The following is a 25,593-nucleotide window of genomic DNA, read 5'->3' as shown; positions in this document are numbered from 1 at the left end:
ATGAGCACTGAACAACCGATCCTGATCGTCGAAGACGAACCGAAACTCGCCGCCTTGCTGCGCGACTACCTGGACGCCGCCGGTTACCCCAGCCTGTGCCTGGACAACGGCCTGGACGTGGTGCCGACGGTGCGCGCCCAGCCCCCGCGACTGATCCTGCTCGACCTGATGCTGCCGGGGCGCGACGGCCTGGAGGTGTGCCAGGAGCTGCGACGTTTCAGCGAAGTGCCGATCATCATGATCACCGCCCGGGTCGAGGAAGTGGACCGCCTGCTGGGCCTGGACCTGGGAGCCGACGACTACATCTGCAAGCCCTTCAGCCCGCGCGAAGTAGTGGCCCGGGTCAAGGCCATCCTGCGCCGCAGCCCGCAGTTGACGGCGGTTGCCCAAACCCGCCTGCAGATCGACGAACAACGCTACCGCGCCTCGTTCGACGGCGTGGCCCTGGACCTGACCCCGGTGGAACTGCGCCTGCTCAAGACCCTGGCCGCGTCCCCGGGCCGGGTGTTCTCCCGCAACCAGTTACTCGACCGCCTGTACTCCGACCACCGGGTGGTGACCGACCGCACCGTCGACAGCCACGTGCGTAACCTGCGGCGCAAACTGGCCCAGGCCTGCCCCGGGGAAGACCCGATCCAGTCGTTGTATGGCGTGGGTTACAAACTTGAGCTGGGCGCGATACCGGGCTGAGAGATTGCGGCAAGCCGGGTTATCCTGCGCCGCCAGGAACTTCAAAGGTGCGCGACATGACCCGACTACAGCAGGTGGACATTGACTTGAACGCGGTGACCAGCACGGCCGAACTGCATGCCACCCTGCGCGATGCCCTGGGTTTTCCCGCCTGGTGCGGCGCCAACTGGGACGCCTTCTGGGACGCCATCACCGGCCTGGTGGAAATGCCCGTGCAGCTGAAATTCCATGGCTGGGACGAGCTGGCCACGCGCTTGCCGAGGGATGCCCAACTGATGCGGCAATGCCTGGAAGAGATGACAACCCACTACCCGGAATTCGCGCCGCAGGTGACGTTCGACTGAACAGCCCGCCAACGCCACATGCCGTTCCTTGATGCCATTGCCCTCCCCTACGCCGACCTCGAAACCCCTGCATGTCCCTAGGCACTTCCAGTGGAGACACCTGGGGACCGATGCAAAGGGTCGCTGGGCGCACCTACGACTGCTGGCGCGTCCAGGCATCCTGCTGGTCCTGCTTGACGATGTCGACGAAGTGCGCCGGCAGCAGGTTGCGGAAAAGCCCGCCGTCGCCCTCCACCACCTCGACCATCTTCGCTACCATTTCCTCGGGGTCGTATTGTTCGAACGGGAACTTCAGCCCGGAGTGATCGGTGAAGTGCTTCTGCGGGTCGTACCAGCTTTTCCAGGTCTCCATCATCCGGTCGTTGAAGCCGGTGGAGTAAGGCCCGGGGTTGATGGTCGCGACCTGGATGCCGAACTCCTCCAGCTCCATGTGCAGGGCCTCGGCGATGGACTCCAGGGCATGCTTGGAGGCGCAGTAGGCGCCCGTGAAGGGCCCGGTGAGCAGGCCGGCGATCGACGAGACGAAGACGATCTTGCCCTTGCGTCGCTCGACCATCTGCCGCACGAAGCCCTGGGTCAGCTCCAGGTTGGCGAACACATTGGTCTCGAACTGGGAGCGCAGGATATCCACCGGGATTTCCGCGATGGCGCCGGTCTCGGCGTCGCCGGCGTTATTCAGCAACACGTCGATGTCCCATTGCCAGGCACAGGCCCGGTCGCGGGCCGAGGTGATGTCGAGTTTCTCCACCCGCAACTTGAGGTCCAGGCTGGCGGCGAGCTGGTGCAGTTCGGTGACCTGCGGGGTGATCTGCACCCCGGCGATCACTTCATGGCCGTTGGCTGCCAGGCGCAGCGCCACCGCACGGCCAAAGCCCGAACCGGCGCCGGTGACCAGAATACGTTTTTTGCTCATTGTGGGTTCTCCAGGAAAATGTCGCTGGCCAGGGCTCATAGGCAAGCCCGGGCGATGATTTCGTCTTCAACCGCGGTGCCGCCGGAGACGCCGATGGCGCCCAGGCAGCGCCCCGCCTGATCGACGATGGGCAGGCCGCCGGCAAAGCTGGTCAAGCCACCGTTGCTCTGCTCGATCGACCACAACGACTGCCCCGGACCGGACGAGGCGCCGAGTTCGGCGCTGGCGGTACGGAACAGCGCCGAAGTCCGGGCCTTGCGCTGGGCCAGGTCGATCGCCCCCGGCACGGCGTCGTCCATGCGCACGAACGCCAGCAGGTTGCTGCCCGAATCGACGATGGCGATGCACACCGACAGCTGCATCTGCATGGCTTTGGCGATGCCCTTGTCGAGCATCTGCCGGGCGGGTTTGAGGGTGACGGGCCAGTGCATGGCAGGACTCCTTTGCGGTTGAAAAGAGTCTATGAAGCTCGTAGCTTTAAGAGAATCCACATTCTCCCTACAAGACTATTAAGTATTTCTAACAATGAGCCGACGCGATCCACTGGCCGGGCTGCACCTCTTCATGGCGGTGGTCGAGACCGGCAACTTCACCCGCGCCGCCGCCGTGCTGGGCGTGACCCCGGCGGCCGTGAGCCTGGCCATCAACCAACTGGAAAGCGAACTGCAGACCAGGCTGTTCCACCGCACCACCCGCGGCGTCAGCCTGACGGAAAGCGGCCAGCGCTTTCACGAAAGCAGCGAAGCCTGCTACCGCAGCCTGCTGCAGGCCCGGGACGAGTTGGGGGAAACCCAGGGCGAGCCCTCGGGGCACCTGCGCATCAGCGCTTTGCACATGGCCAAGCACCTGATCGTCGCCCCGCTGCTCGAGGATTTCTTCCAGCGCTACCCCAGGGTCACCCTGGAAATACGCTACGAAGACCAGCTGGTGGACATCGTCAAGGAACAGCTCGACGCCGGTATCCGCCTGGCCGACGCCCTGCACCCAGGCATGCACGCGGTGCAGATCACCCCGCCGCTGCAATGTGCCCTGGTGGCCAGCCCGCACTACCTGGCGCGCCACCCTGCGCCGCGCAGCATCGACGAGCTGCGCCAGCATTCCTGTGTGCGCTTTCGTTTTCCCAGCAGCGGGCAGATGCACAAATGGCAGCTGCACGACGGCCAGCACGAGGTGAAGCTGGATGTGCCCGGGCGCTTCATCAGCACCGACACCCAGGCGGTGATCGAAGCCGCCCGCGCCGGTGTCGGCATTGCCCATGTGTTCATTCGCGAACGGATCGCCGCCGACCTCGACAGCGGCCAGCTGGTGGAAGTCCTGCCCGGCACCTGCCAGCCGCTGCCGGCCATGTGGCTGTACTACGCCAACCGCCGGCACGTCCCGCCCAAGCTGCGTGCCCTGATCGAGGTGTTGCGGGACTGGAAGCAGTCGCTCGGGCGCGACACCCGGTAAAGCCGCGTAGAGGTACGACTCAGGCCCGCGTCCGGACGCTCGGCACCAGCATCCGCACCAGGGAATCGGCCGTGCTGCGCAAACGTTCCGGCTCCTGGTAGATGCGCTCCATCACCGCCAGCCCACGGGTGAAGGTGACCATGACCTGCGCCGCTTCAGCCGGCGCCAGGGCCAGGTCGCCCTGGATCGGCTCGGCCGACAACGCGGTGCTGATGGTCAGTTGCAGGGCGTCCAGCAGCTCGCGCAAGCGTTGCTGGATGCGCGGGCCGATGGTGTCGACTTCGGTGGCCGTCTTGGTGGTCAGGCAGCCTTTGGGTGGCGTGCCGCTGGTCATGTTACTGATCGCCACCTGGAAAAACTGCCGCAGCGCGGTCTCGGCGTCCGCGGCCTCGAGGGCCTTGGCGGCGTTGCCCAAAAAGCGCGTGGCGTAGGCTTCGAACGCCAGCAGGAACAACGCCTCCTTACCGCCGTAGGCGTGGTACAGCGAGCCGCGCTGGACCTCGGCCGCCTCGGCCAGGTCGGCCATGGAGGTGGACTGCCAGCCCTTGCGCCAGAACACATCGAGGACCGCCGACAACACTTTTTCTTCGTCAAACTGCCTGACACCCGCCATAAAAACCACTGCTCACATAATTATTGACAACGCTGTCAAAGATACCAACACTGCGATCTTTGACACACCTGTCAATCATACCCGATAGGTGCTGTGCGGTAAGCATGCTTGATGTACTGGTCCGCGACTTCCGCTGCGCGCCACGGAAGGAAGTCGGTTTCACCTGCGCAGTCACGCCCGATAACAGCGGTCGTGGGCGCGAGCGGTTTTCTCTTTTTACGTCAGGAAAAAGGAGTCTACGAAATGGTTTCGAACAGTCGTATCCAGTATGGCTACATCAATGTCATCGAGCCCGCCGAACACAAGGGCGAGCTCACCCGCGACAAGGTCGAGCGCTTCACCGAAGGGTTCACCAAACCGGCCCTGCTACGCAAACTCGCGCCCATCGGCGAGGAGCTCTCGCAACGGGCGTTCTTCGACCAGGTCGGCTCGGGGAAAAACCTGCAATGGCGGGTCAAGTCCGGCGACCAGCCGGTGTCGATGCGCGACGAGAACGGCGCCTCGGACTACAACTACGTCACCGGCCGCGTCGGCACCGGACAGGAATTCCTCGACGACATCTTCACCCACCACCTCGACGTCTACTCGCACCTGGGCACGATTTCATCGAGCTACAACGACCCCTACGAGTGGGGCAAGGACGCCTTCAACCTGGTCAAGCAGCAGGTTTTCAGCAAACCCTGGTTCAACATCGACGCCTGGAAAGTCACCGGCCACATGTTCCTCGGCTACAGCACCCAGGAATACGGCGAGCCGGCCCGCGGCGCGGTGGGCAGCGACTGGCACATTTTCCCGACCCTCAACATTTTCGTGATGATCGCCGGCACCAAGAAGTGGAGCACCCGCCCACCCCAGTTGGGCGACCAGTTCCGCGACTACGACCTGATGTTCGAAACCAGCAGCGGTCGCGAAGCGCCAGGCGGCGACTACGAGGCCGACACCGTCTACGTCGAGCCGGGCGACGTGCTGATCAACCCACCCTTCGAATGGCACAAGGTGCTCAATGCCCGCGGCCTGAGCATCGGCGCCGCGTTCCGGGTGATCGACATCGACTACCTGAGCAAGCTGGAGAACCGGCGCAACCTGGACCTCTCCAAGGTCGCCCATGACAACGGCAACTTCGCCGAGACCGAGGAGCTGGCGCACTTCCTCACCAGCGTCAACTACGCCTCGCGCCACATCAACCGGGCGCAGATGCTGCTCAACGACATCGAGTACGCCTACCTGCGCAAGCGCGGCAGCAGCGGCTCGGTGAAGATCGGCCACCGCTAGCCCCGGGACGCCGCAGCGAGGACCTGCTCATGACGCTTACCGTCAGTCCCGAACAGCGTTGGGCCGGCATTCTGTGCGGCCTCGCGGCGGCCTTTATCTGGGGCGCGTTCCCGGTGGTCACCCGGCTGGGGCTGACCCGCACGCCGCTGGATGCCTACGACATCACCTGCATCCGCTACGGCGTCTCCGGGCTGATCCTGCTGCCGTACCTGCTCCGCCATGGCCGCCGGGGCCTGGGCTGGACAACCATTGGCCTGATGGTCGTCGGCATCGGCGCGCCATACATGCTGGTGGTGGCCCAGGGGCTGGCCCTGGCCCCGGTGGAACTGTTCGCGGTGGTAACTCCCGGCAGCATGATCCTGTTGTCGATCCTGATCAGCGCGCGGCTGTTCGGCACCCGCCTCGGCGCCCGGGCGAACGCCGGCACCGCGCTGATCATCGGCGGCGTGCTGCTGGCCGGCTGGCACAGTTTCGCCGGGGCCCAGGCCTCGCCCTACGCCTACCTGATGTTCCTGCTCGGCGGCCTGCTGTGGGCGATCTACACCCTGGTGTCGAAATGGTCCGGCAGCGATGCATTGCACGCTACGGCGATCGTCTCGGTGTGCTCGATGGTCCTGTACCTGCCGGCCTACCTGGCCAGCCGCGGGCTGCGGATCCTCCAGGCGCCGCTCTGGGATATCGGCATCCAGGTGGTCTACCAGGGCCTGCTGGTGTCGACGGTGGCGTTGTTCTTCTACAGCCGCTCGGTCCAGCTGCTCGGTGCGTCGCTCGGCTCCACTTTCGCCGCGCTGGTGCCGGGCACGGCCATGGTGCTGGCCGCCCTGCTACTCGGTGAGCGCGCGGACAGCACTGCCATCGCCGGCTTGCTGGTGGTGACCGCCGGCATGCTCCTGACCCTGCTGCCGCAACGCCCGCGCCCGCTGCCGGGCGCCATCGGCCAGCCGACACCCAGGCCACCAGGCCCCACGCCATGAGCGAGCTGCATGAGCGGAGCGCAAGCACAGTCCATAGCAAAGGAAAACCAAGCATGAGCAGCGCATCCCTGACCCTCTACGAACTGGCCGGCGCCGACCCAGACCTGCGCTTCAGCCCGCACTGCTGGAAAACCCGCATGGCCCTGGCCCACAAAGGCCTGGAAAGCCAACGCATCGCCTGGCGCTTCAGCGACAAGGCGCGCATCGCCTTTTCCCGGCAGGGCGCGGTCCCGGTGCTGGTGGATGGCGACCAGAGCATCAGCGACTCCTGGCGCATCGCCCTGCACCTGGAGCAGCGTTACCCCGAGCGCCCGTCTCTGTTCGGCAGCAGCGACGCCATCGCGTTGTCGGGTTTCGTCAACCGCTGGGCCGACAGCACGCTGCTGCCCGCCGTGGCCCGGGTGATCCTGCTGGATGTGTACGAACAGCTGGCCGACGAGGACCGGGAGTATTTCCGCAGCTCCCGGGAAGCGCACTTCGGCACCTCGCTGGAACAGCTGGTGGCCCCGCAAGCCAAGCACCTGGAGCAGTTGCGCCAGGTCCTGACCCCGCTTCGCCAGACCCTCAAGGGCCAGCCCTTCCTGGCCGGCGAGGCCCCGGCCTACGCCGACTATTGTGTGTTCGGCATGTTCATGTGGGCGCGCTGCACCAGTAGCGAAGAGCTGCTGGCACCCAACGATACCCTGCATGCCTGGCGCGAACGCCTGCTGGACGCCTTTGGCGGGCTGGCGCACGCGGCGACCCTGGCTTCCCCTCTCGAGACTGGAGCACGACATGTCCAATGATCCCGCCCTGCATGACTTCGCCGTCCGTTCCTCGGACAAGATCCGCTATGCCGACACCGACCGCCAGGGCCATGTGAACAACGCGGTGTTCGCCACCTTCCTGGAAACCGGGCGGGTGGAGATCATCTACGACCCGCATGCGCCGCTCGCCGAACCCGGCAGCGAATTTGTCATCGCGCGCCTGGAACTCGACCTGCGCGCCGAACTGCGCTGGCCCGGCACGGTGCAGATCGGCACCCGGGTCGCCACCCTCGGCAAAAGCTCGATGACCCTGGAGCAGGCGCTGTTCCAGGATGGACGCTGCGCGGCCCTGGCCACCACCGTGATCGTGCAGATCGATGCCCAGAGCCGGCGCTCGAAACCCTTTGGCGAAACGGCGCGGCGCCGCTTGGGCGCCCTGACCACGGCCGCGGACTCGTTCGCGGTGAAATAGGCGGAGGACGCCATGTCGACGCTACAGCAACTGTTCTCGGCCCTGCCGTTTTTCCAGCTGGCGGTGATCATCGTCGCCAGCCAGCTGTGTGGCGCGCTGCTGGCCCGCTGGGGGCAGTCGCGAGTGATCGGCGAAATCTGCGTGGGCATCCTGCTCGGCCCCTGCCTGCTGCTGGCCCTCGGCGCGCAGTGGCATGCGGCGGTCTTCCCGGCGGCCATCCGCCTGGGCATCGAGACCCTGGGCAATATCGGCCTGGTCCTGCTGATGTTCCAGATCGGCCTGCGCTTCGACAACAGTCACCTGCGCAACCAGAAGATCGGCTTCAGCGCCCTCTCGGTGGCCGCCGGCGGGGTGATCCTGGCCTTCGCCCTCGGGGCCATGGTCGGGCTGCTCTCCCACGGCGCCCTGGCGCCCGCCCAGCCCAGGCTCGGCTACGTGCTGTTCTGCGGCATCGCGCTGTCGATCACCGCCCTGCCGGTGCTGGTGCGAATCATCAGCGACCTCGGGCTGGAGCACTCACTGGCCGGGACGGTGGGCATCGCGGCCGCCGCCATCACCGACATCATTGGCTGGGTGCTGCTGACCCTTATCGTCGCCCTGTCCAGCAGCGACAGCTCGCTGTTCGGGGTGTTGCGCCAACTGAGCTTCATCGTCCTGTTCCTGGTCCTGGCCCGCTGGGGCTTGCGCCCGCTGCTGCACGCCCTGACACGGCTGCTCGCGACCCGCAGCGCGCCCCCCGCCGCCGATATGAGCATGGCGCTGATGCTGGCGACCGCCCTGCTGTGTGGCTGGATCACCACCCTGATCGGCCTGCACAGCGCCCTGGGCGGACTGATCGCCGGCTGGCTGCTGCGCGAGCAGCGCCAGCACTGGCACCGTCATATGGAAGGCTTCGTCAACATCGGGCTGGTGCCCTTCTACTTCGCCGCCACCGGGCTGAAGATGGACCTCGGCGCCCTGGCGCCGCTCGACAGCTGGCTGTGGCTGCTGGCCTTCTTCGTCGCCGCGGTGCTGGGCAAAACCGCCGGCTGCTACCTCGCCGGACGCCTGGCCGGCCTGTCCGTGGAGGTCTCGCGCAGCGTCGCGGTGTTGATGAACACCCGTGGCCTGATCGAGATCATCGTGCTCTCCGTGGGCCTGGACATGGGGCTGATCTCCCAGAGCGCGTTCTTCCTGTTGCTGATGGTCGCCATCGCCACCACCCTGATGACCACCCCGTTGCTCCGGCGCCTGGTCAGGATCGAGGCCGTTCCATCCCCCCTGGCGAAAGGCGAGTTGCAGACTTCAGATCGCTAACCATCGAGCAACCGGGAAGGCCGGAAAACCCAGGAGCTACACTCGCAGGTTGTGCCTTGCCTGAGCCCGAAAGCCTGGCCGGGTACTGGATATCCCTCGCCAACCACAGGAGGTGCGGCGGCCATGGCCTTTAGCGAAATCGATTACGAAATCCAGGGACCGATCAGGATCATCCGCTTCAACCGGCCGCAGAAACGCAATTGCATCGGCCCTACCACCCACCTGGAACTGATCGAGGCCTGGAGCCGTTTTCGCGACGATCCAGACGCGCTCGTGGCCATCATCACCGGCGCCGGCGACCAGGCCTTCTGTGCCGGCGGCGACCTCAAGGCGGCGCTCGATCTGGTGCCCACCACCGTGGACGAGATCGCCGCGCACAACCGCGGCGAGCGCCCCGGGATCATCGGCCCGAGCCGCTGGACGGATATCTACAAACCGGTGATCGCCGCGGTGAACGGCGTGGCCTACGCCGGCGGCCTGGAGTGGGCCTGCTTTGCCGATATGCGCATCGCCGAGGAACACGCCTCCTTCGGCGTAACCTGCCGCCGCTGGAACATCGGCCTGGGCGATGGCGGCACCCAGCGCCTGCCACGCATCGTCGGCATGGGCCGGGCGCTGGAGCTGATCCTCACCGGCAAGGTCATTTCCGCCAGCGAGGCGCTGGCTATCGGCCTGGTCAACGAGGTCGTCGCCAAGGGCCGTTCGCTGGAACGCGCGCTGGAGCTGGCGCACCTGCTTTGCACCCTGCCCCAACCCGCCATGCGCTCGGACAAGGAAGCGGTCATCCGCGGCTACGGCCAGCCCCTGGCCGAGGCCCTGCGCATCGAAGCCGAGTGCTTCAACCGCTCCATCCATCAGCCGGAAACCCTGGAAGGACTGCGCCGCTTCCGCGAACGCGACCATCCGGACCTGCGCGGCGATGTGCCGTCCCAGTCGCCGGGGTTGATCAAGGATTGAGGGTCATAGCGTCACCGGTGCGGTTCACGCATCGACTGCAAACAGCGCAAATAAATACGGCTTCACAGGTGCAACCAAGGGCAGCTCCATGACGCTGTACGGTCAAACCCTTGACCAAGAGTTCTGGGGAAAAACCGCTATCTAATAAGGCTATGTCCCAATAGCGTGTTGCATGGTGCGCCCGACTGCCTCCTGGATGCAGTGAACCGGTCGAATGCCCTGCTGATAACGTTCCAGCATGCGGCACCCGCCCAGGTCATTTGGGAGATAGCGGGTGGCCACGCCATGAAAGCGAGTCATCCAGCTCTTCAGTCGGCTGTGGATTGAGACATAGCCTTTTTTATGTCTCGGCCTCGGTTCCGCGTGCCCTGGTCACATCAAAAGAGCCTGTTCCACAGGCGCTTGACCGCATTCGGCTGTTCCGCCCGCTCGCCGGTCGATTGAGGTGCCGAGGGCGGCGGGGAAGGCCGCGCAGCGGACGGGCGCGGCGCTTGGCCACTGCGTTTGCGCTGCTCATGCTGGTCCCGGAGTGCGAGTAGTTCGGGGCTGTCCGGACGGGCTTCCAGGCCATGCTTGATATAGGCCCGCGCCAGGTCGCGATCGCCCTTGGCATACGCGCTTTCGCTCATCTCGGCGTAGAGCAGCGCCACCTGGTTCAACCCGGCCAGCGCCTGGGCGTTCCCCGGCTCCAGGCCGAGTATCTGCCGGTAATAGAACACCGCGCTGTCATCCTCGGGCTCCAGCAGGTGTTCTTCGGCGATGCGCTGCTCGGCCAGTTGCCGGTAGCCAGCGATCCGCGCCGCGGCTACCCGTTGCAGTCCTTGCCGGGCCTGCGCGCTGGCTTCGTCGAGCTGCAAGGCCTGGTTGAAGAAATACTCGGCATTGTCCTGCGCCGGCTCGACCAGTTGGCCCGCCGCCAGGCGCTGTTCGCCATGTGCCAGCAGCTCGGCGATCTCGATCCGCTGCTGCAGGTACAGGCCGGTGCCGCTGGCAGCGCCGAGCAGCAGCAGGCTGCCGAGTGCCCACAGCGCCAGGCGCCTGTTCGGGCTGCGCCGGCGGGCGGGCTCGGGCTCGGCCTGGCGCGGCGCAGGATCGACCAGGGCCGGCGCGAAGCGGGTAGATTCCAGCTCCACCTCTCGGGGCTCGTCCGGTTCATCCGGTTGCTCTGGCTGGTCCAGCTCATCGAGTGCCTGCAGCAGCGCCCGGCAGTCGGCGAAGCGCTGGTTGGGGTCCTTCGCCAGCATCCGCTCGAGCACCGCCTTGTACGGGCTGATGTGCGCCGGCAAGCTCGGCGCCGGCATCTGCACGTGGTTCATCACGGTCTGGGTATAGCTGGCGCCGCGGAACGGATTGGCGCCGATGAGCATCTCCAGGAAGATCACGCCCAGGCTGTAGATGTCGGTGCGGATATCCAGCGGCTGGCACTGCGTCTGTTCCGGGCTGCTGTAGGCCGGGCTGCCGACGGCGATGCCGAGCCCGGTGAGCTCGCTGTCCATCTCCAGCGCCTTGGCGATGCCGAAATCGGTGATCACCACCGTGCCATCGCTGCGGAAGAGGATGTTCGCCGGCTTGATATCGCGGTGGATCAGGCCCTGCTCATGCACCACGGCGAGGCCGGTGGCGATCTGCCGGACGATATCCAGGGCGCGCCTCGGCTCGAACACCTCGCCCTTGTGCCGGGCCAGGTCGCCGCCGCCGACGAACTCCATGGCCAGGTAGTAGCGGCCATCGGCCAGTCTGTTGATGTCGTGGATGGTGATGATCGTGGGGTGGTGCAACGAGGCGACGATATGCCCCTCGCGGATGAAGCGCTTGCTGAACGCCTCGTCATTGGCGTTGAGCAGTACCTTCACCGCCACCTTGCGGTGCAGCGACTCCTGGGTTGCCAGGTAGACTTCGGCCATCCCGCCTTGGCCAAGCCGGCTATGCACGCTGTAGCCGGGTATCTCGGGTAATCGTTCGTCCATGAAAGAATCCGTGCGCAGCCGCTGATTGAGGTATCACCGATACTGTCGGGCCGGATGTCACCCGTCGGATCAGGTCTCTAATTAATTAAGAGCGGGGAACTTTTCCGATAGTTCCTGGCTCGCCGTCTGCTGCCGTCCTGGCGTTTCGCGCTGCGCCTGGCTGGGCAGAACCCCGGCCTGTCGGGCCGAATGTCACCCGTCGGGTCTCTGATTAATAAGAGCGGGGAACTTTTCCGATAGTTCCCGGCTCGCCGTCTGCCGCCGTCCTGGCGTTTCGCGCTGCTCCTGGCTGGGCAGAACCCCGGCTTGTCGGGCCGTCAGGCCAGGCTCAGAGCGTGCCGAAGACCTTCTGCACCAGGCTGGTGGCGGCGCCGGCCGGGTTCTGGCGGATGCTCGCTTCTTGCTTGGCAATCATCGCGAACAGTCCGTCCAGCGCCTGCTCGGTGACGTAGCTCGTTGGCGCCCTTCGCAGCCACTGCGCCGAGACCTGCCGCCTGGCCGGCGACGAGGGTGCTGATGCGGAGCATGGGACTATCCTTCTGGCGGTGAGCGATGCCGCGAGCTTAGCGGAGCAGGCGCTGACGCCAAACCCCGGGCGCCGGGTCGAGTGCGCAATGCCGGCATATGAGCCTATCCTGGGGCACTGCAAGCGACCGCCGGCGGTCGTTCAGCAGCGCTTCGTAGCCCAACGGAGGTGAGCCACATGTCACGAATGGTTTCGCTCCTGGCATTGCTCGGCGCCTTGTACCTGGCGCTCTGCGTCGCGGCGTGGGGGTTGCAGCGTTCGCTCATCTACTTCCCCCAGCCCCGCGCCATCGCCAGCCCCGCCACGCTGCTCAGGCTGCCGCTCGCCGACGCCGAGGTACTGGTTTCCGTGAGGCCCCACGACGGCCCGAAGGCGTTGCTCTACTTCGGCGGCAACGCCGAGGACGTGTCCCTCAACCTGCCGGAGTTTGCCCGGGCCTTTCCCGAGCATGCACTCTACCTGCTGCACTACCGAGGCTATGGCGGCAGTTCCGGATCGCCCTCCGAGGCGGCCATCGCGCGCGATGCCATGGCCTTGTTCGACAAGGTGCAAGCCGCCCACCCCCGTATCGTGGTGGTCGGGCGCAGCCTTGGCGCGGCTGTCGCCGTGCGCCTGGCCAGCCAGCGTCCGGCATCGCGCCTGGTGCTGATCACGCCGTTCCACAGCCTGCAGGAGTTCGCCGCCAGCCAGTTTCCCTTTCTTCCGGTGAGGTGGCTGCTGCGGGACAAGTTCGAATCCTGGAAATACGCACCGCGCATCGCCGTGCCGACTTTGCTGATCGCCGCCGAACACGACGAAGTCATCCCGCGTTCGAGCACCGAGACGCTCTATGCGCATTTCGCCCCCGGCGTGGCCAGGCTCGAGGTCGTCCCGGGCGCGGGGCACAATTCGATAGACGCGAGCCCGCGGTTCCTGGAACTGCTCCGCAGCGGGCTGTGAGCGCGCCGGCCTTCCGGCGAGGCGCCGGCTTATGCCGGCTCCTCGTCCAGCGCCTTGTCCGACGCGATCGGCGGCTCGATGCCCCAGTCGCCGTGCAGATACCAGTCGTCGCCGAGCATCTCGGCGGGGTGCATGGTGCGGTCCGCGCCATTGCCGCAGGCCAGGGCATTGGCCGCGCAGTAGCGGTCGCAGCCCCAGCAGATGCGTTCGGGGTGCTTGGGGCTGATGGGAAAGTTCTTGGCCATGGCGTTCCCCGGGGCGCGGGTGGGAGTGGGAGTGGGAGTGGGAGTGGGAGTGGCTCCCAGGCTACGACGCCCGCGGGGAAATGCCCTTGATCGGGGTCAAGAATGACAGGCCCGGGGCGCCCGTCTTGACACCCCGGGCCACCTGTTACGCCGTGACCGCCGGCGCGTAGCGCACTGCCAGCTTGCGCAAGGCGACGTAGAACACCGGGGTCAGGAACAGGCCGAACAGGGTCACCCCGAGCATGCCGGAGAACACCGCGACGCCAGTGGCGCGGCGGATCTCGCTGCCCGCGCCGCTGCCGATCAGCAACGGCACGGAGCCGGCAATGAACGCCACCGAGGTCATGACGATCGGCCGCAGGCGCAGGCGGCAAGCCTCCAGCGCCGCCTCGATGATGCCCTTGCCCTGGAGCTCCAGCTCCCGGGCGAACTCGACGATCAGGATCGCGTTCTTGCAGGCCAGGCCCATCAGCACCACCAGCCCCACCTGGACGAAGACGTTGTTGTCGCCACCGCTGAGCCACACCCCCGACAAGGCCGCGAGCATGCACACCGGCACGATCAGGATCACCGCCAGGGGCAGCGTCCAGCTCTCGTACAGGGCGGCGAGGACCAGGAACACCAGCATCACCGCCAGCGGGAACACCACCGCCGCGGCATGGCTTTGGGTGACCTGCTGGTAGCTCAGGTCGGTCCATTCCAGGGTGATGCCGCGGGGCAATACCCGGGCGGCGATTTCTTCCAGCTTGGCGATCACCTGGCCCGACGACAGTTGCTTGGGATCGGAGTCGCCGATCAGGTCGGCGGCCGGGTAGCCGTTGTAGCGCACCACCGGATCGGGGCCGTAGCTGGGCGTCACAGTGATCATCGCGCCGAGCGGCACCATCTCGCCCCGGCCGTTGCGCACCCGCAGGTTGGCGATGTCCTCGGCGGTCTGCCGGTAGGAACTGTCGGCCTGGGCCATGACCCGGTAGACCCGGCCGAACAGGTTGAAGTCATTGACGTAGACCGAGCCCAGGTAGGTCTGCAAGGTATTGAACACATCGCTCAAGGACACCCCTTGCGCCTTGACCTTGACCCGGTCCACCTGCACCTCCAATTGCGGGATGTTGGCCTGGTAGGAGCTGACCGGGTAAGTCATGCCCGGGGTCTGCGCCACCGCGGCCCGGAAGGCGCTCAAGGCATTCTGCAAGGCGCCGTAGCCGAGGCCGGCGCGGTCTTCGAGGTACAGCGAATAGCCCGAACCGTTACCCAGCCCCTGGATCGGCGGCGGCAACAGCGCATAGGCAAAACCTTCCTGGACCTTGGACAGCTTGGCGTTGAGTTCGGCACTGATCTCCACCGCGCCGCGCTCACGCTGGTCGAACGGCTTGAGGATGACGTAGGCGGCCATGACATTCGGCGTGTTGACCGACTGCAAGGCGTTCAGGCCGCTGAAGGCCGGCACGGTATCCACGCCCTCCACCGAGAGTGCCGTCTCGATCAGCTCGCTGGTCACCGCATCGGTGCGGGCCAGCGACGCGCCTTCCGGCAGCTTGGCGCCGGCGAACAGGTAGAGTTTGTCCTGGGTCGGGATAAAACCGCCCGGCACCAGGTTGAACAGCCAGGCCGTGCCGATCAGCAGCAAGGCATAGAGGAAGAACACCGAGCCGCGCCGCCCCAGGGAGTAGGACACCAGGCCGTGATAACCGTCGGAGCGGCGTTTGAACATCCGATTGAAGGCGCGGAAAAAGCCCCCGAACACCTTCTGGATGCCCCGCTCCAGCCAGTCCTGCGGCGCGCCGTGGGGCCTGAACAGCTTGGCCGCCAGGGCCGGCGACAGGGTCAGGGAGTTGATCGCCGAGATCACCGTGGAAATCGCGATGGTCACCGCGAACTGCTTGTAGAACTGGCCGGTGACACCGGAGAGAAAGGCCATGGGAATGAACACCGCGCAGAGCACCAGGGCGATGGCGATAATCGGCCCGGATACCTCCTTCATCGCCCGGTGCGCCGCCTCCCGCGGGTCATAGCCCTTTTCGATGAAACGCTCGACGTTCTCCACCACCACGATCGCGTCGTCGACCACGATGCCGATGGCCAGCACCAGGCCGAACAGGGTCAGGGTGTTGATCGAATAGCCCAGCAAATACAGCCAGGCGAAGGTGCCGATCACCGACACCGGCACCGCGATCAGCGGGATGATCGAGGCGCGCCAGGTCTGCAGGAACAGGATCACCACCAGCACCACCAGCACCACCGCCTCCATCAGGGTGTGCTGCACCGCGCTGATGGATTCCCGGACGAACACCGTCGGGTCCCACACCGCCTTGTAGGCCACCCCTTCGGGGAAACGCTGGGACAACTCGTCGAGCTTGCCGTAGACCGCCTCGGCGACCTGCAAGGCGTTGGCCCCCGGCGACAGGAAAATCCCCACCGTCGCCTGGTTACGGTCATCCAGGCGCGCGCGCAGGGTGTAGTCGCCCGCGCCGAGCTCGACCCGCGCCACGTCCGACAGCTTCACCAACTGCCCGTCCGCCCCGCTCTTGAGGACGATATCGGCAAACTCCTGCTCGCTGCGCAAGCGCCCGCGCACGCTGATCGACACCAGGAAATCGGCGCCTTGCGGCGAAGGCTCGGCGCCCAGCTGGCCGGCCGAAACCTGCACGTTCTGCTCGCGGATCGCGTTCACCACATCGGCCGCGGTCAGTCCCCGGGCTGACAGGCTGTTGGGGTCCATCCAGATGCGCATCGCATAGTCGCCCGAACCGTAGACCCCGACATCGCCGATGCCGGACAGCCGCGACAGCTCGTCCTTGACGTGCAGGGTCAGGTAGTTGCGCAGGTACAGCGAGTCGTAGCTGTTGTCCGGGGACAGCAGGCTGACGTACATCAGCGGCGTCGGCGATTGCTTCTGGGTGGTCACGCCATACTGCCGCACCTCCTCCGGCAGCCGCGACAGTGCCTGGCTCACACGGTTCTGCACACGCACCGCGGCGGTGTCCGGATCGACGCCGGGGACGAAGGTGATGCTCACCGCCAGGCTGCCGTTGGAGCCGGCGACCGACTTCATGTACATGATCCCTTCGACGCCGTTGATCGCCTCTTCCAGGGGCACGGCGACCGACTCGGCGATCTCCTTGGGGTTCGCCCCCGGGTAGGTGGCGCGCACCACCACGCTGGTCGGCACCACCTCGGGGTATTCCCCCGACGGCAGCACCGGGATGGCGATCAGGCCGAGGGCGAAAATGATGATCGACAGGACGATGGCGAAGATCGGTCGGTCGATGAAGAACTTGGAAAAATCCATGGTCGCTCTCCCTTATTGCGCCAATGGCGCCTGGGGCGCGGCGGCCGAGGCCTGCTGCGTCGGCGCGGCGAGTTCCTTGGGCTCCACCGCCATGCCCGGGTAGAAGATCTTCTGCGCTCCGTTCAGCACCACCCGGTCGCCGGCCGCCAGCCCGGCACTGATCACCCGCAGGCCATCCAGCTGGCGGCCGAGGGTAACGTCCTTGCGCAGGGCCTGGTTTTGCGGGCCGATGACGTACACGTATTTGCGGTCCTGGTCGGTTTGCACCGCGCGGTCGTCGATCAGCACGGCGCGGGTCTCGCTAGCGCCTTCAAGGCGCACCCGGGCGAACAGGCCCGCGGTCAGCCGGCGCTCGGGGTTGGGCAGCACCGCGCGCACGCGGATGGTGCCGGTGGCCGGGTCGACCTGGTTATCCAGGAAGTCCACGGTGCCGGTCAGGGGGAAGGTCCCGACATCGTTGGCCAGGCCGACCCGCACGGTATTGCTCACGCCCGGACGCTGGCCCTTACCCAGCAGCTCGGTGTAGCGCAGCAGGCTCTGCTCGTCAGCGTCGAAATAGACGTACATCGGGTCCTGGGAAACGATGTTGGTCAGCACGCTCTGGTCAGCCTGGGCCAGGTTGCCGAGGGTCAGCATGGCCCGCCCGACGCGCCCGGAAAACGGCGCGCGGACCTGGGTGAAATCGAGGTTGAGCTGGGCCGTGGCCACCTCGGCGACGGCCGCGTTCACATCCGCCATGCCCTGGGCCAGGGAGGCGCTGCGAATGTCGCCCTCCTCCCGTGACAGCGCCGACTGCTTGACCAGCGCCTGGCCGCGGCGGTCCTGCTCGGTAGCCAGGCGCACCGTGGCGCGAGCCCGGGCCAGCCGGGCCTGGGCACTGGCCAGCGCCTCGCGGTACGGACGCGGGTCGATGACGAACAGGGTCTGGCCCTTTTCCACCTCGTCGCCCTCGCGGAACGCCACCCGGTCGACATAACCGCTGACCCGCGGCCGCAGGTCGACGGCATCGATCGCGCTGATGCGGCCATTGAACAGGTCCCACTCACGCACCGCCTGCACGCTCACGGTCGTCACCTCGACCACCGGCGCCACGGCGGCGACCGGCTCGGCCTTCTCGTTACAACCGCCCAGCGCCAACAGGAGGCACAGCGCTCCGAGTCGATGGGTTGAAGAACTGCTTCGACCGAGCACCCGGCGAATTCGATTCATGAAAGTGGACTCCGCTGTCACTGCACTGTTGATTTATAGGCAGGCGGAATATAAAAGTTAAAGCCAACTTTAAGTAAAGCCCCTTCGGAGGGCCCATGAACAAATCAAGCGAGCCGCTGCTGACCATCACCGAAGTCGCCCGGCGCAGCGGCGTCATGGCCTCGGCGCTGCGTTTCTATGAGTCCCGCGGGTTGCTCCACTCGATCCGCGTCGGCAGCGGCCACCGCCGCTACCCGCGCTCGGTCCTCAGGCGCATCGCCTACATCGTGTTCGCGCAGCGCATCGGCTTCTCCCTCGACGAAATCATCCAGCAACTGACTGGCCTGCCCATCAACACGGCACCGGCGGGCGCGGACTGGCGACGCCTGACCGCCACCTGGAAAGCCCGGGTGCAGCAACGCATCGCCGAACTCGAACGGCTGAACATAAGCCTGGAGGAATGCATAGGCTGCGGCTGCATGTCGCTGGAACACTGCGGGCTCAACAACCCCGAGGACATCTACTCGCGCAACGGCTGCGGCGCCCGGCGCTGGCTGGGGGACCAGAAGATCGTTATCGCCGCTGGGCAGGAGGCCGATTGATCCGGACTGCGACCTCCTGGCCCGATGCCGGGATATCTCAGGCCAGCACGTCAGTCAGAGGCATGACTCCCACCATCAGACGCGCTTGGCTCCAGGGCTACTTGACGCAATCAGCGCTCAGAGGTGCATCCACCTGGAGCAAGCGTGGTCAGCACCTCGTCCAGCTTTACCAGGACAACGCCTGCGCAACCTGATTGGCCTCGGCCTCGGTTTGACCTCCGCTCATGACGGGTGCCCGCAGCAATGACCGCTGGCCTTTGCGATCCACGATCCAGAACGCCATCCTCGTCGGCGTTGCCCGTTGGGCGCCGGTGATGGGGTCGACATCGGCAACACCTTCGTCCTTTACCCCCTTCGTTACGTCGAACACCCATTTACGACCGACTACCGGCGCGGCCTCGCGCTTGACCGACTTGGGCACAAACGTCGTCTTGCGCACGTTGCCCGCTTGCAGCTGCAGCTGTTCTGCCATGAAGGTACGCAGCATCGGCTCGAATTCGTCGTCAGATGAGGCATCCAATCCCGCGCTCAGGCCCAGTTGCACCCCTGTCTGCAAATTCTCGTAGTAGAAACGATTGGCGCTGCCATAGCTCAGGCGATAGGTACCCACGCGCATGGGTAATTGCATGCCCGTCGCTCTGTTGATCAGGGCATTCCCGCCTTCCGGTATCCCCCAACCCCACACCGCATCGCTCTCCTGCCAATCAAGGAAGGTCCTGTTCAAGGCGATGGCCTCGCGGTTCCGGCCTTGGCGGTAGGCAATATCCGCGGCATAGTCCAGCGCAGTCTGATAGATCCCGCCGTCGGGATCGCCGCCGTTGTACTGCCAGGCGGACAGGGCCTGTTCCAGCGAACTGCGGGCGTCCTCCAAGGCGCCGCGGCGGTACTGGGACACGCCGACAAAGGTATTGAGGCGGGCGATTTCCAATGCAAAAAACGCATCAGGCAGCGCCTGTTCCGCCAGCTCGCCGGCCTTGGACCAGCCGCCCGGCGTCGCCCAGAGCAAATCGATTGCCCGGTCCTGCTCAGCCATGGTGCGCTCACGGAACAACGGATGCTCGCCCTGCCATCGCAGTGTTGCGAAAAACTTGCCCAGTTGCTCCATGGCCTGGGCCTCGTCCTGCACACTGAAGTCAACGGCAATGTGCAGGCGCCAATCACCCCGCTGTGCCACCCAGATACCCCTGACACCTTGTTCGCCCGAGTCCTCCCATTGCACTCTCGCTTTGACTGACGTCAGGCCTTCGAAGGGTAGATCGGGCATTGCCGACGCACGCACTTGCTCAGCGGGCGTCCCCTGATAGCGCTTGAGCGACTCCTGGCGCTGGGTAGCATCCCGTCCGCGCTGTGTTTCGTCGTAATACAAAGAAATCTCGGCGCTTAGAGGACCGTTCACTAGCGCCTGGGTATAGCGCACGCGAGCGCCGAAGTCCCGCTTATCGGCCGGTTCGAACTCCGTTAACTTCCACTGCCCCACCATCAGCGGCAGCGATAAACCGGCAAGCTCGTAACGCAAACGCGGCTCGTCTGGCGCCAGGCGCCATAACCCGGAATAGGGCCTGCCGACGGCAAAGAGTTTTTCCTGCAGACGGGTGACCTGCGCCCTTTCACCTGCACGCATGCTTGCCTCGATGGCCACGCCCAGCAGCTTCGCGCTGTGGTAGTTGCGAAATCGCTTCCCCTTGGAAAGCGATTCCGCCGAGTCTTCATACGCCACCTGCTCTTCGGCGGCGGCGCGGGCCTCGGCGTACTTCCCCTGCTTGAACAGCAGGTTGACCAGCAAGGTGCCCCCGTCCAGCCTCGCGTTGATGCCGTTGACGCCCTCCCTGCGGCCCGCCTCCATCGCCACCCGCGCCGCGACCGTGGCCGCCGCGAGAGATTCCTCGCGATCCAGGCGCTGCGCTTTCAGCAATAGTATGTAGGAGAGTTCCTGCTTCGGTTCCGCAGCCCAGGCGGGGGTGCATAGTGACAACAGGACTGCGGCCAAAAGAGAGGCATATCGATTTCGTTTTCCGCACTTCATATCAGGTTCCGGGACAGGCGCCATACATTTGAAACTCATTATTCAACTTCTCCGAAACACAGCCAGAAAGTACTTTTTTGAGCATTTCGCTCATCCTGATAAGGGGACAGTTGGCACCCTTCGCACGCTCGTTGCTGTCGGCATCCGGCGGTGCCATCGCGAATTGTTCAGGCACGCGATTGAAGGGGTGCGTCGACCAGTGTTCCAAACTCATTGCCAATACCTCGGGCTGGTTGGCGATCAAGCCGTAGACCTTCGCCTCGGTGACCTGCTCTTTGCTAATTTCAGCAGACGAAGCCGGGGCTCTCGTACCTTGGCGATTTCGTCTTGTAGCTGGGATGCCTTGATCGTTCCCGCTGGGGTGGAATTGGAGAGCGCCTTCATCATTTGCCTGGTGATTTCCTCCAGGGCCTTTTCTGCCTCGAAAAGCTCTGTATCAGTCACCGAGGCGCTTTTCTTCAGCGCCTCTTGCCAGCGACGTAAGGAAGCCCAGCGGTGGGGGATGTAGCTGGCCACCAGCTTGTGATCGGCATTGTCCAGTATCTGGCGTATCAATCCACCACGATCGGGTAAACCGCCTTCCGCCTTCAGCGCCTGGCACCTATGCGCGCCATCGTTGACGACCCTCGCGAGCAAGCTTCGCTCCTACAGAGGCAATCGAACGGCAGCCGGGCCTGCTATTTGAGCCGTAGGCGCCGGGCCAGTTTGTGCAGGTTGCTCGGGTCGACTTCCAGCAGCCGGGCGGCGCGGGCCCAGTTGTTGCGGCTGCGGCTCAGGGCCTGGTGGATCTTCTGCCGCTGGTAATCGTCGACGGCTTCGCTCAGGGGCTGGAAGGGCCCGTCGTCGGCCGCCAGCGGCGACTGCTCGAGCGGCTCCGCGCCCTTCACCGAGCTGTCGAGATCGAGCACGTCCGGCTCCAGGGTCAGGATCTGGCTGCGACTGCCGCCACGGCTGAGCTGCTTGAGCGCGGCGCGGCTGATCACATGTTCCAGTTCCCGCACATTGCCCGGCCAGGGATAAGCCAGCAGCGCCCGTTCGGCCGCCGGCGACAGGCGCAGGCCACGCAGGCCGAGACGGCTGCGGTTCAGCTCGAGGAAATGCCCGGCCAGCACCAGCACATCCGGACCGCGTTCGCGCAGCGGCGGGATCGGCACCGGGTACACCGAAAGCCGGTGGTACAGGTCGGCGCGAAACAGCCCGTCGCGGATGCTGTCCGGCAGGTGGCGGTTGGTCGCGGCGATGATGCGCACATCCACATGCAGCGGCTTGTCCGCCCCCAGGCGCTGGATCTCGCCGTTCTGCAGGGTGCGCAGCAACTTGGCCTGCACGCTCAATGGCAGCTCGCCGACCTCGTCGAGAAACAGCGTGCCGCCGTTGGCCGCGTCGAAGCGCCCGGCGCGGTCGCTGGTGGCGCCGGAGAAAGCACCCTTGACGTGGCCGAACAGCTCGCTTTCGGCCAGGGACTCCGGCAGCGCCGCGCAATTGACCTGCACCAACGGCTTGTGGGCGCGCCGCGACAGGCGATGCAGGCGGCGGGCGAACAGTTCCTTGCCGACCCCGGTCTCGCCCAGCAGCAGCACCGGCAACTCGGAATCGGCAAGCACATCCAGCTCGTTGAGCAACTGGTGCAGGACTTCGCTCTGACCGAGGATCTCACCCTCCTCCACCGGCCCGCGCGCATCCTGCGGCTCGCTGCGGGACAGGCGCAGGCTGCGGTTCTCCTGCTCCAGGCGGGTGACCCGCAGCGCCGCCTCGATCTGCAGGCTGCAACGCTTGAGTTCGTCGCGGGCCTGGCGGTCGAAGGTCCCGGGCCGCAGCGCGTCGAGGGTGATGGCGCCCCAGACCCGCCCTTCCACATACAGGCTCACGCCCATGCAGTCATGCACCGCCAGCGGCCCGTTGTCCGGGTGGTCGAGCAGCCCGTCATAAGGGTCCGGCAGGCGGCTGTCGGGCTCGAACCAGGTGGGCTCGCGGGACGCCATGATCGCCGCCAGGCGCGGGTGCTGGGCGATCACAAAGCGCCGCCCCAGGGCTTCGTGCACCAGGCCGACGGTGGCCAGCGGCCGCAGGCTGTCGTCGTCCAGGCGCAGCAGGCCCACGGCCCCGGCCTTGAAGTATTCCCGCAGGGTCTGCACCAGACGCTGCAACCGCACGGCATTGGGCAGCTCGACAATCAGGTCGGCCGCCAGACTTTCACGCAACATGGTAGTCATCACCCTTTCTGGTGGTTTTAACCCCGAGACTTCAGGGTCATCCGCACCACGACAAAAAAATTAATCCATTATTTTCAAAAAGTTACAGCTGGCATGACGGCTGCAACGGCCCAGGGGAACCGTTGCCACTCCAACAAGGAAAACCTGATGAACCCGACACTGCTGGAACGACCCGCGCCTTCCCAACCAGACGCTTCGAAGCACAACCTCCTGGAGCAAAGCCTCGGCCAACTGGCCTGCGACATCCCCGGCGCCAGCCGGGTGTTTCATGAGTTCAAGCTGGACTTCTGCTGCGGCGGGCAGAAAACCCTGCGCGACGCCGCCCTCGGCAAAGGCCTCGACCCGGTGCAGATCGCCGAGGCCCTGCACCTGCTGCAAGACAGCGCCGCCCAGCAGCAGGACTGGCGCGATGAGCCGAGCGAGGCGCTGATCGCCCATCTCCTCACCCGCTACCACGCCCGCCACCGCGAACAGTTGCCGGAACTGATCCGCCTGGCCTGCCGCGTGGAGCAGGTGCATGGCGCCCGCAGCAGCTGCCCCAACGGCCTGGCCGATCATCTGCGGGACATGCAGCAGGAGCTCGAAGGCCACATGCTCAAGGAAGAACAGGTGCTGTTCCCGATGCTGCAACAAGGCCTGGGCCGCCGGGCGGCGCCGCCGATCCATGTGCTGCGCCTGGAGCACGATCAACATGGCGAGGCCCTGGAGAAGCTGCTGGTGCTGACCGACCACATCACCCCGCCCGCCGACGCCTGCAACACCTGGCGCGCGCTGTACCGCGGGCTGAGCGAATTGCGCGACGACCTGATGCAACACATCCACCTGGAAAACAACGTGCTGTTCGTCAATGCCCTGAACGCTTGAGCCCCGCCCTTCCGTGCCAGCCCTATGGCTGGCACACCCCTTCAGCCGTGCCAATAGAACATCGCCTTGGCCAGGACCACGATCAGCAGCATGTGCCCCAGCACGCTGCGGCGGATCCAGCAGGCGCGGCCGGCGCTCAGCCGCGCGGTCTTGAGCCAGTACGCCAGCAACAGGTAATGGCCGATGATGCTCAGGGCCAGGACAATCTTCAGGCTCAACAGGCTGGCGAAACTGCTGCCCAGGGGTTGGCTCAAGGCGCCGCGATGCTGCCAGGCCAGGCCGATGCCGGCGCCGTACAACAGCAGCACCACGCCATGCAGGACCTTGCGCGAACGCACTGCAATGGCCTGGTCCGCCGCCAGCTGGGCGTCGCTCGCCAGTTGCCGGCGCGCCGTGTGCCAGATGCACACCTCGAAGAACAGCGTGCCGATAAAAGCGATGGCGGCCAGCAAATGCGTGACCAGTAACCAGGGATAAATCATTGCCCTTCTCCTTGCTCTGCGCTCAGGCTCAGCCCGGGTATCCGTCGACCCGCGCCCGCAGCAGCATCGGCCCGTAGCGCCAGACATACAGGGCAAAGGCCAGGGCCCAACACAGGCCCGCCAGCCACAACGCCGCCGCCGGCAGCCAGAGCACCAGCAGCACCCGGCTGAGGCAGGCCAGGTTGAGCAGGATGAACGCCAGGGTCATGCCTGCTGGCGGCGCCAACGGCCGCCCGGTGTGGCCCAGGCTGACCCGGGCGATCATCGCCAGGATCAGCCCGGCCATGGCGCCGATGGTCAGGCCGTGCAGCGCCAGGCTGGGGTTGAGCGGCGCGCCGAAATGCCACAGCGCCATGCCCAGGCACGCCAGCGCCAGCCAGGCGTAGGCCAGGTGCAGCGACCACAGCAGCGGCACCCGCCACAGCCCCCGGTCCTGCCAGCGCCACAGCCGCAGCAGGTGCGCGGCCGCCAGCAGCAGGAACAACGCGCCGACCCAGGTATTGGCCACCAGCGCCGGCCCGGCGGCATACAGCAGAGCTACCAAGGCCGAGCCCACCAGCAGCAGATAATCGAGCCACGGCCAGGGCGCCACGGCCACGGCCCGAGCGAGGCCGCGCTGGGTGAAAAACGGAATCACCCGCCCGCCGATCAGGCTCATCATCGCCGCCACCAGCCACAGGCCGCTCAGCACGCCCTGGCGCTGCCAGCCTTCATGACCTTGCAGCAGGCCGGCCACCGACAGGCCATCGGCCGCGGCGAGCAACAGCAGCATCAGGACAATCGGGTAATTACGCCGCTGGCGTACCTTCCACAGCATGCGCCCCATCAACCCCGCCAGCGCCAGGGGAAAGCCCAGCTCCAGCACCGCCAACAGCGGCCAGGGCGCGCTGCCCAGCCAAGCCAGGCGCGCGGCCAGCCAAAGCAAGGCCAGGGCCGCGAGCGGCTTGCCGCTCAGGCCCGGCTGGCCGGTCCAGGTCTGCACCGCGGTCAGCAGGAAGCCGGCGATGATCGCCAGGCCGAAACCGAACAGCAGTTCGTGACGGTGCCAGCCCAGCCAGCCCCCCGCCGGTTGCCAGTCGCCCAGGGCACCCTGCAGGGCCGTCAGCCACAGCGGCACCACCAGCAGCGCCAGGACACAACCGACGAGAAAGAACGGCCGGAAGGCCAGGCGTAACAGCGGCACGATCGCCAGCGCTGCACGACGGTCAAGTACTTGCATCAAGCCCACCCCTTTACCCAGCGGCCGACCCGGCGACGGTCGACACGCGGCGAATGAAATCCCCGGCCATCATCGGCCATTGGCGCGCCCTTGCCGTTGTCGCAAATCAAGCTTGCCCGGGATGCGGCGGGCTGTTGTGCCCACCGTCCTTTCCGGCAGTGCAAGGGGCGTGCCCCGGGGCTCGGTCGCAGCCTCGCGCGGCCATAAGCCGGCGGGCCGGGGTTGCCGCCGGCGCGTTGCCGGGGTTCGCCTTCCAACGAGCGGGTCAAATTGACCATTCGCTAGTCATTTACACCCCAAATCGCCAGGT

At 65.9% G+C, this 25,593-nt stretch carries 25 protein-coding genes and 2 pseudogenes; 12 read left to right on the top strand and 15 right to left on the bottom strand.

From position 1 onward, the window contains the following. Both H0I86_RS14695 and H0I86_RS14690 read left to right on the top strand, forming a co-directional pair. Entirely contained in the window at positions 1-690 is a 690-nt protein-coding gene (locus H0I86_RS14695; protein ID WP_180925582.1) for a response regulator, read from the top strand. A 56-nt stretch (positions 691-746) separates the two neighbouring features. Next, positions 747-1,034 (top strand): barstar family protein, encoded by a 288-nt coding sequence (locus H0I86_RS14690; protein WP_180925581.1) that lies wholly within the window; start codon positions 747-749, stop codon positions 1,032-1,034. Positions 1,035-1,167: 133 nt separating this feature from the next. Here the strand turns inward: H0I86_RS14690 and H0I86_RS14685 are convergent, their stop codons facing one another. Together H0I86_RS14685 and H0I86_RS14680 are read right to left on the bottom strand one after the other, a co-directional pair. Then, complete coding sequence (locus tag H0I86_RS14685; RefSeq protein ID WP_180925580.1) at positions 1,168-1,947, bottom strand: SDR family oxidoreductase; 780 nt, start codon at positions 1,945-1,947, stop codon at positions 1,168-1,170. Between the two features lie 35 nt (positions 1,948-1,982). Then, positions 1,983-2,378, bottom strand: a complete 396-nt coding sequence (locus tag H0I86_RS14680; RefSeq protein ID WP_180925579.1) for a GlcG/HbpS family heme-binding protein — start codon at positions 2,376-2,378, stop codon at positions 1,983-1,985. A 94-nt stretch (positions 2,379-2,472) separates the two neighbouring features. Here H0I86_RS14680 and H0I86_RS14675 point away from each other — a divergent pair, with 94 nt between their 5' ends. Beyond that, positions 2,473-3,396, top strand: a complete 924-nt coding sequence (locus H0I86_RS14675; RefSeq protein WP_180925578.1) for a LysR family transcriptional regulator — start codon at positions 2,473-2,475, stop codon at positions 3,394-3,396. A gap of 19 nt (positions 3,397-3,415) precedes the next feature. On the opposite strand, the gene H0I86_RS14670 is transcribed toward H0I86_RS14675, so the two are convergent. Then, positions 3,416-4,009 (bottom strand): TetR/AcrR family transcriptional regulator, encoded by a 594-nt coding sequence (locus H0I86_RS14670; protein ID WP_180925577.1) that lies wholly within the window; start codon positions 4,007-4,009, stop codon positions 3,416-3,418. Between the two features lie 243 nt (positions 4,010-4,252). Here H0I86_RS14670 and H0I86_RS14665 point away from each other — a divergent pair, with 243 nt between their 5' ends. From H0I86_RS14665 to H0I86_RS14640, 6 genes are all read left to right on the top strand, one after another. After that, positions 4,253-5,281, top strand: a complete 1,029-nt coding sequence (locus H0I86_RS14665; protein ID WP_180925576.1) for a cupin domain-containing protein — start codon at positions 4,253-4,255, stop codon at positions 5,279-5,281. A 29-nt stretch (positions 5,282-5,310) separates the two neighbouring features. After that, positions 5,311-6,255, top strand: coding sequence for a DMT family transporter (locus tag H0I86_RS14660; RefSeq protein ID WP_180925575.1), 945 nt, complete (start codon positions 5,311-5,313; stop codon positions 6,253-6,255). Beyond that, positions 6,252-7,040, top strand: coding sequence for a glutathione S-transferase family protein (locus H0I86_RS14655; protein WP_180925574.1), 789 nt, complete (start codon positions 6,252-6,254; stop codon positions 7,038-7,040). The genes H0I86_RS14660 and H0I86_RS14655 overlap by 4 nt, the downstream gene beginning before the upstream one ends. Further along, a complete protein-coding gene (locus H0I86_RS14650) occupies positions 7,030-7,473 on the top strand; it encodes an acyl-CoA thioesterase (protein WP_180925573.1) in 444 nt (147 codons plus the stop codon). The genes H0I86_RS14655 and H0I86_RS14650 overlap by 11 nt, the downstream gene beginning before the upstream one ends. 12 nt (positions 7,474-7,485) lie before the next feature. After that, positions 7,486-8,769, top strand: coding sequence for a cation:proton antiporter (locus H0I86_RS14645; RefSeq protein ID WP_180925572.1), 1,284 nt, complete (start codon positions 7,486-7,488; stop codon positions 8,767-8,769). Between the two features lie 123 nt (positions 8,770-8,892). Further along, complete coding sequence (locus tag H0I86_RS14640; RefSeq protein WP_180925571.1) at positions 8,893-9,726, top strand: enoyl-CoA hydratase/isomerase family protein; 834 nt, start codon at positions 8,893-8,895, stop codon at positions 9,724-9,726. A 150-nt stretch (positions 9,727-9,876) separates the two neighbouring features. Here the strand turns inward: H0I86_RS14640 and H0I86_RS32160 are convergent. The 3 genes and pseudogenes from H0I86_RS32160 to H0I86_RS14630 all read right to left on the bottom strand — a co-directional run. Further along, positions 9,877-10,047 (bottom strand): annotated as a pseudogene (locus H0I86_RS32160) (IS1595 family transposase); the annotation flags it as partial. 56 nt (positions 10,048-10,103) lie between these two features. Next, the gene (locus H0I86_RS14635; RefSeq protein ID WP_180925570.1) at positions 10,104-11,693 is read right to left on the bottom strand and encodes a serine/threonine-protein kinase; all 1,590 of its coding nucleotides are present in this window, start codon (positions 11,691-11,693) and stop codon (positions 10,104-10,106) included. A 328-nt stretch (positions 11,694-12,021) separates the two neighbouring features. Then, positions 12,022-12,196 (bottom strand): annotated as a pseudogene (locus H0I86_RS14630) (DUF4197 family protein); the annotation flags it as partial. 200 nt (positions 12,197-12,396) lie between these two features. Here H0I86_RS14630 and H0I86_RS14625 point away from each other — a divergent pair. After that, positions 12,397-13,158: an alpha/beta hydrolase gene (locus tag H0I86_RS14625; RefSeq protein WP_180925569.1), complete on the top strand. Its 762-nt coding sequence runs from the start codon at positions 12,397-12,399 to the stop codon at positions 13,156-13,158. Positions 13,159-13,187: 29 nt separating this feature from the next. On the opposite strand, the gene H0I86_RS14620 is transcribed toward H0I86_RS14625, so the two are convergent. The 3 genes from H0I86_RS14620 to H0I86_RS14610 form a co-directional block, all read right to left on the bottom strand. Beyond that, a complete protein-coding gene (locus tag H0I86_RS14620; protein ID WP_087090480.1) occupies positions 13,188-13,403 on the bottom strand; it encodes a DUF3079 domain-containing protein in 216 nt (71 codons plus the stop codon). A 145-nt stretch (positions 13,404-13,548) separates the two neighbouring features. Then, entirely contained in the window at positions 13,549-16,692 is a 3,144-nt protein-coding gene (locus H0I86_RS14615) for an efflux RND transporter permease subunit (RefSeq protein ID WP_180925568.1), read from the bottom strand. Between the two features lie 12 nt (positions 16,693-16,704). Beyond that, positions 16,705-17,901, bottom strand: a complete 1,197-nt coding sequence (locus H0I86_RS14610) for an efflux RND transporter periplasmic adaptor subunit (protein WP_180925567.1) — start codon at positions 17,899-17,901, stop codon at positions 16,705-16,707. Positions 17,902-17,996: 95 nt separating this feature from the next. Here H0I86_RS14610 and soxR point away from each other — a divergent pair, with 95 nt between their 5' ends. Further along, positions 17,997-18,482 carry a redox-sensitive transcriptional activator SoxR gene (gene soxR / locus H0I86_RS14605; RefSeq protein WP_180925566.1) on the top strand — a complete coding sequence of 162 codons (486 nt, stop codon included), beginning with the start codon at positions 17,997-17,999 and terminating at the stop codon, positions 18,480-18,482. Positions 18,483-18,648: 166 nt separating this feature from the next. Here soxR and H0I86_RS14600 read toward each other — a convergent pair whose 3' ends face one another. From H0I86_RS14600 to norR, 4 genes are read right to left on the bottom strand one after another with little or no spacing between them, the layout of a single operon-like run. Beyond that, positions 18,649-20,505 (bottom strand): tetratricopeptide repeat protein, encoded by a 1,857-nt coding sequence (locus H0I86_RS14600; RefSeq protein WP_180925565.1) that lies wholly within the window; start codon positions 20,503-20,505, stop codon positions 18,649-18,651. A gap of 1 nt (position 20,506) precedes the next feature. Next, positions 20,507-20,749 (bottom strand): hypothetical protein, encoded by a 243-nt coding sequence (locus H0I86_RS14595; RefSeq protein WP_180925564.1) that lies wholly within the window; start codon positions 20,747-20,749, stop codon positions 20,507-20,509. Continuing rightward, a complete protein-coding gene (locus tag H0I86_RS14590; RefSeq protein WP_180925563.1) occupies positions 20,746-21,141 on the bottom strand; it encodes a hypothetical protein in 396 nt (131 codons plus the stop codon). Before H0I86_RS14590 ends, H0I86_RS14595 begins: the two co-directional genes overlap by 4 nt. Before the next feature lie 41 nt (positions 21,142-21,182). Continuing rightward, entirely contained in the window at positions 21,183-22,709 is a 1,527-nt protein-coding gene (gene norR / locus H0I86_RS14585; protein ID WP_180925562.1) for a nitric oxide reductase transcriptional regulator NorR, read from the bottom strand. Positions 22,710-22,865: 156 nt separating this feature from the next. On the opposite strand from norR, the gene ytfE reads away from it, so the two are divergent. Further along, positions 22,866-23,582: an iron-sulfur cluster repair protein YtfE gene (gene ytfE, locus H0I86_RS14580; protein WP_180925561.1), complete on the top strand. Its 717-nt coding sequence runs from the start codon at positions 22,866-22,868 to the stop codon at positions 23,580-23,582. Positions 23,583-23,623: 41 nt separating this feature from the next. Here the strand turns inward: ytfE and H0I86_RS14575 are convergent, their stop codons facing one another. After that, positions 23,624-24,064 carry a CopD family copper resistance protein gene (locus tag H0I86_RS14575; RefSeq protein WP_180925560.1) on the bottom strand — a complete coding sequence of 147 codons (441 nt, stop codon included), beginning with the start codon at positions 24,062-24,064 and terminating at the stop codon, positions 23,624-23,626. A 28-nt stretch (positions 24,065-24,092) separates the two neighbouring features. After that, positions 24,093-25,283 (bottom strand): NnrS family protein, encoded by a 1,191-nt coding sequence (locus tag H0I86_RS14570; RefSeq protein WP_180925559.1) that lies wholly within the window; start codon positions 25,281-25,283, stop codon positions 24,093-24,095. Between the last annotated feature and the right edge of the window lie 310 nt (positions 25,284-25,593).

The sequence above is a fragment of the Pseudomonas chlororaphis subsp. aurantiaca genome (genome assembly GCF_013466605.1).
In the GTDB taxonomy this organism is placed as follows: Bacteria; Pseudomonadota; Gammaproteobacteria; order Pseudomonadales; family Pseudomonadaceae; genus Aquipseudomonas; species Aquipseudomonas chlororaphis_I.
Note: the sequence above shows the minus strand (reverse complement) of the source record. Positions and strands in the feature narration are given on the sequence as shown.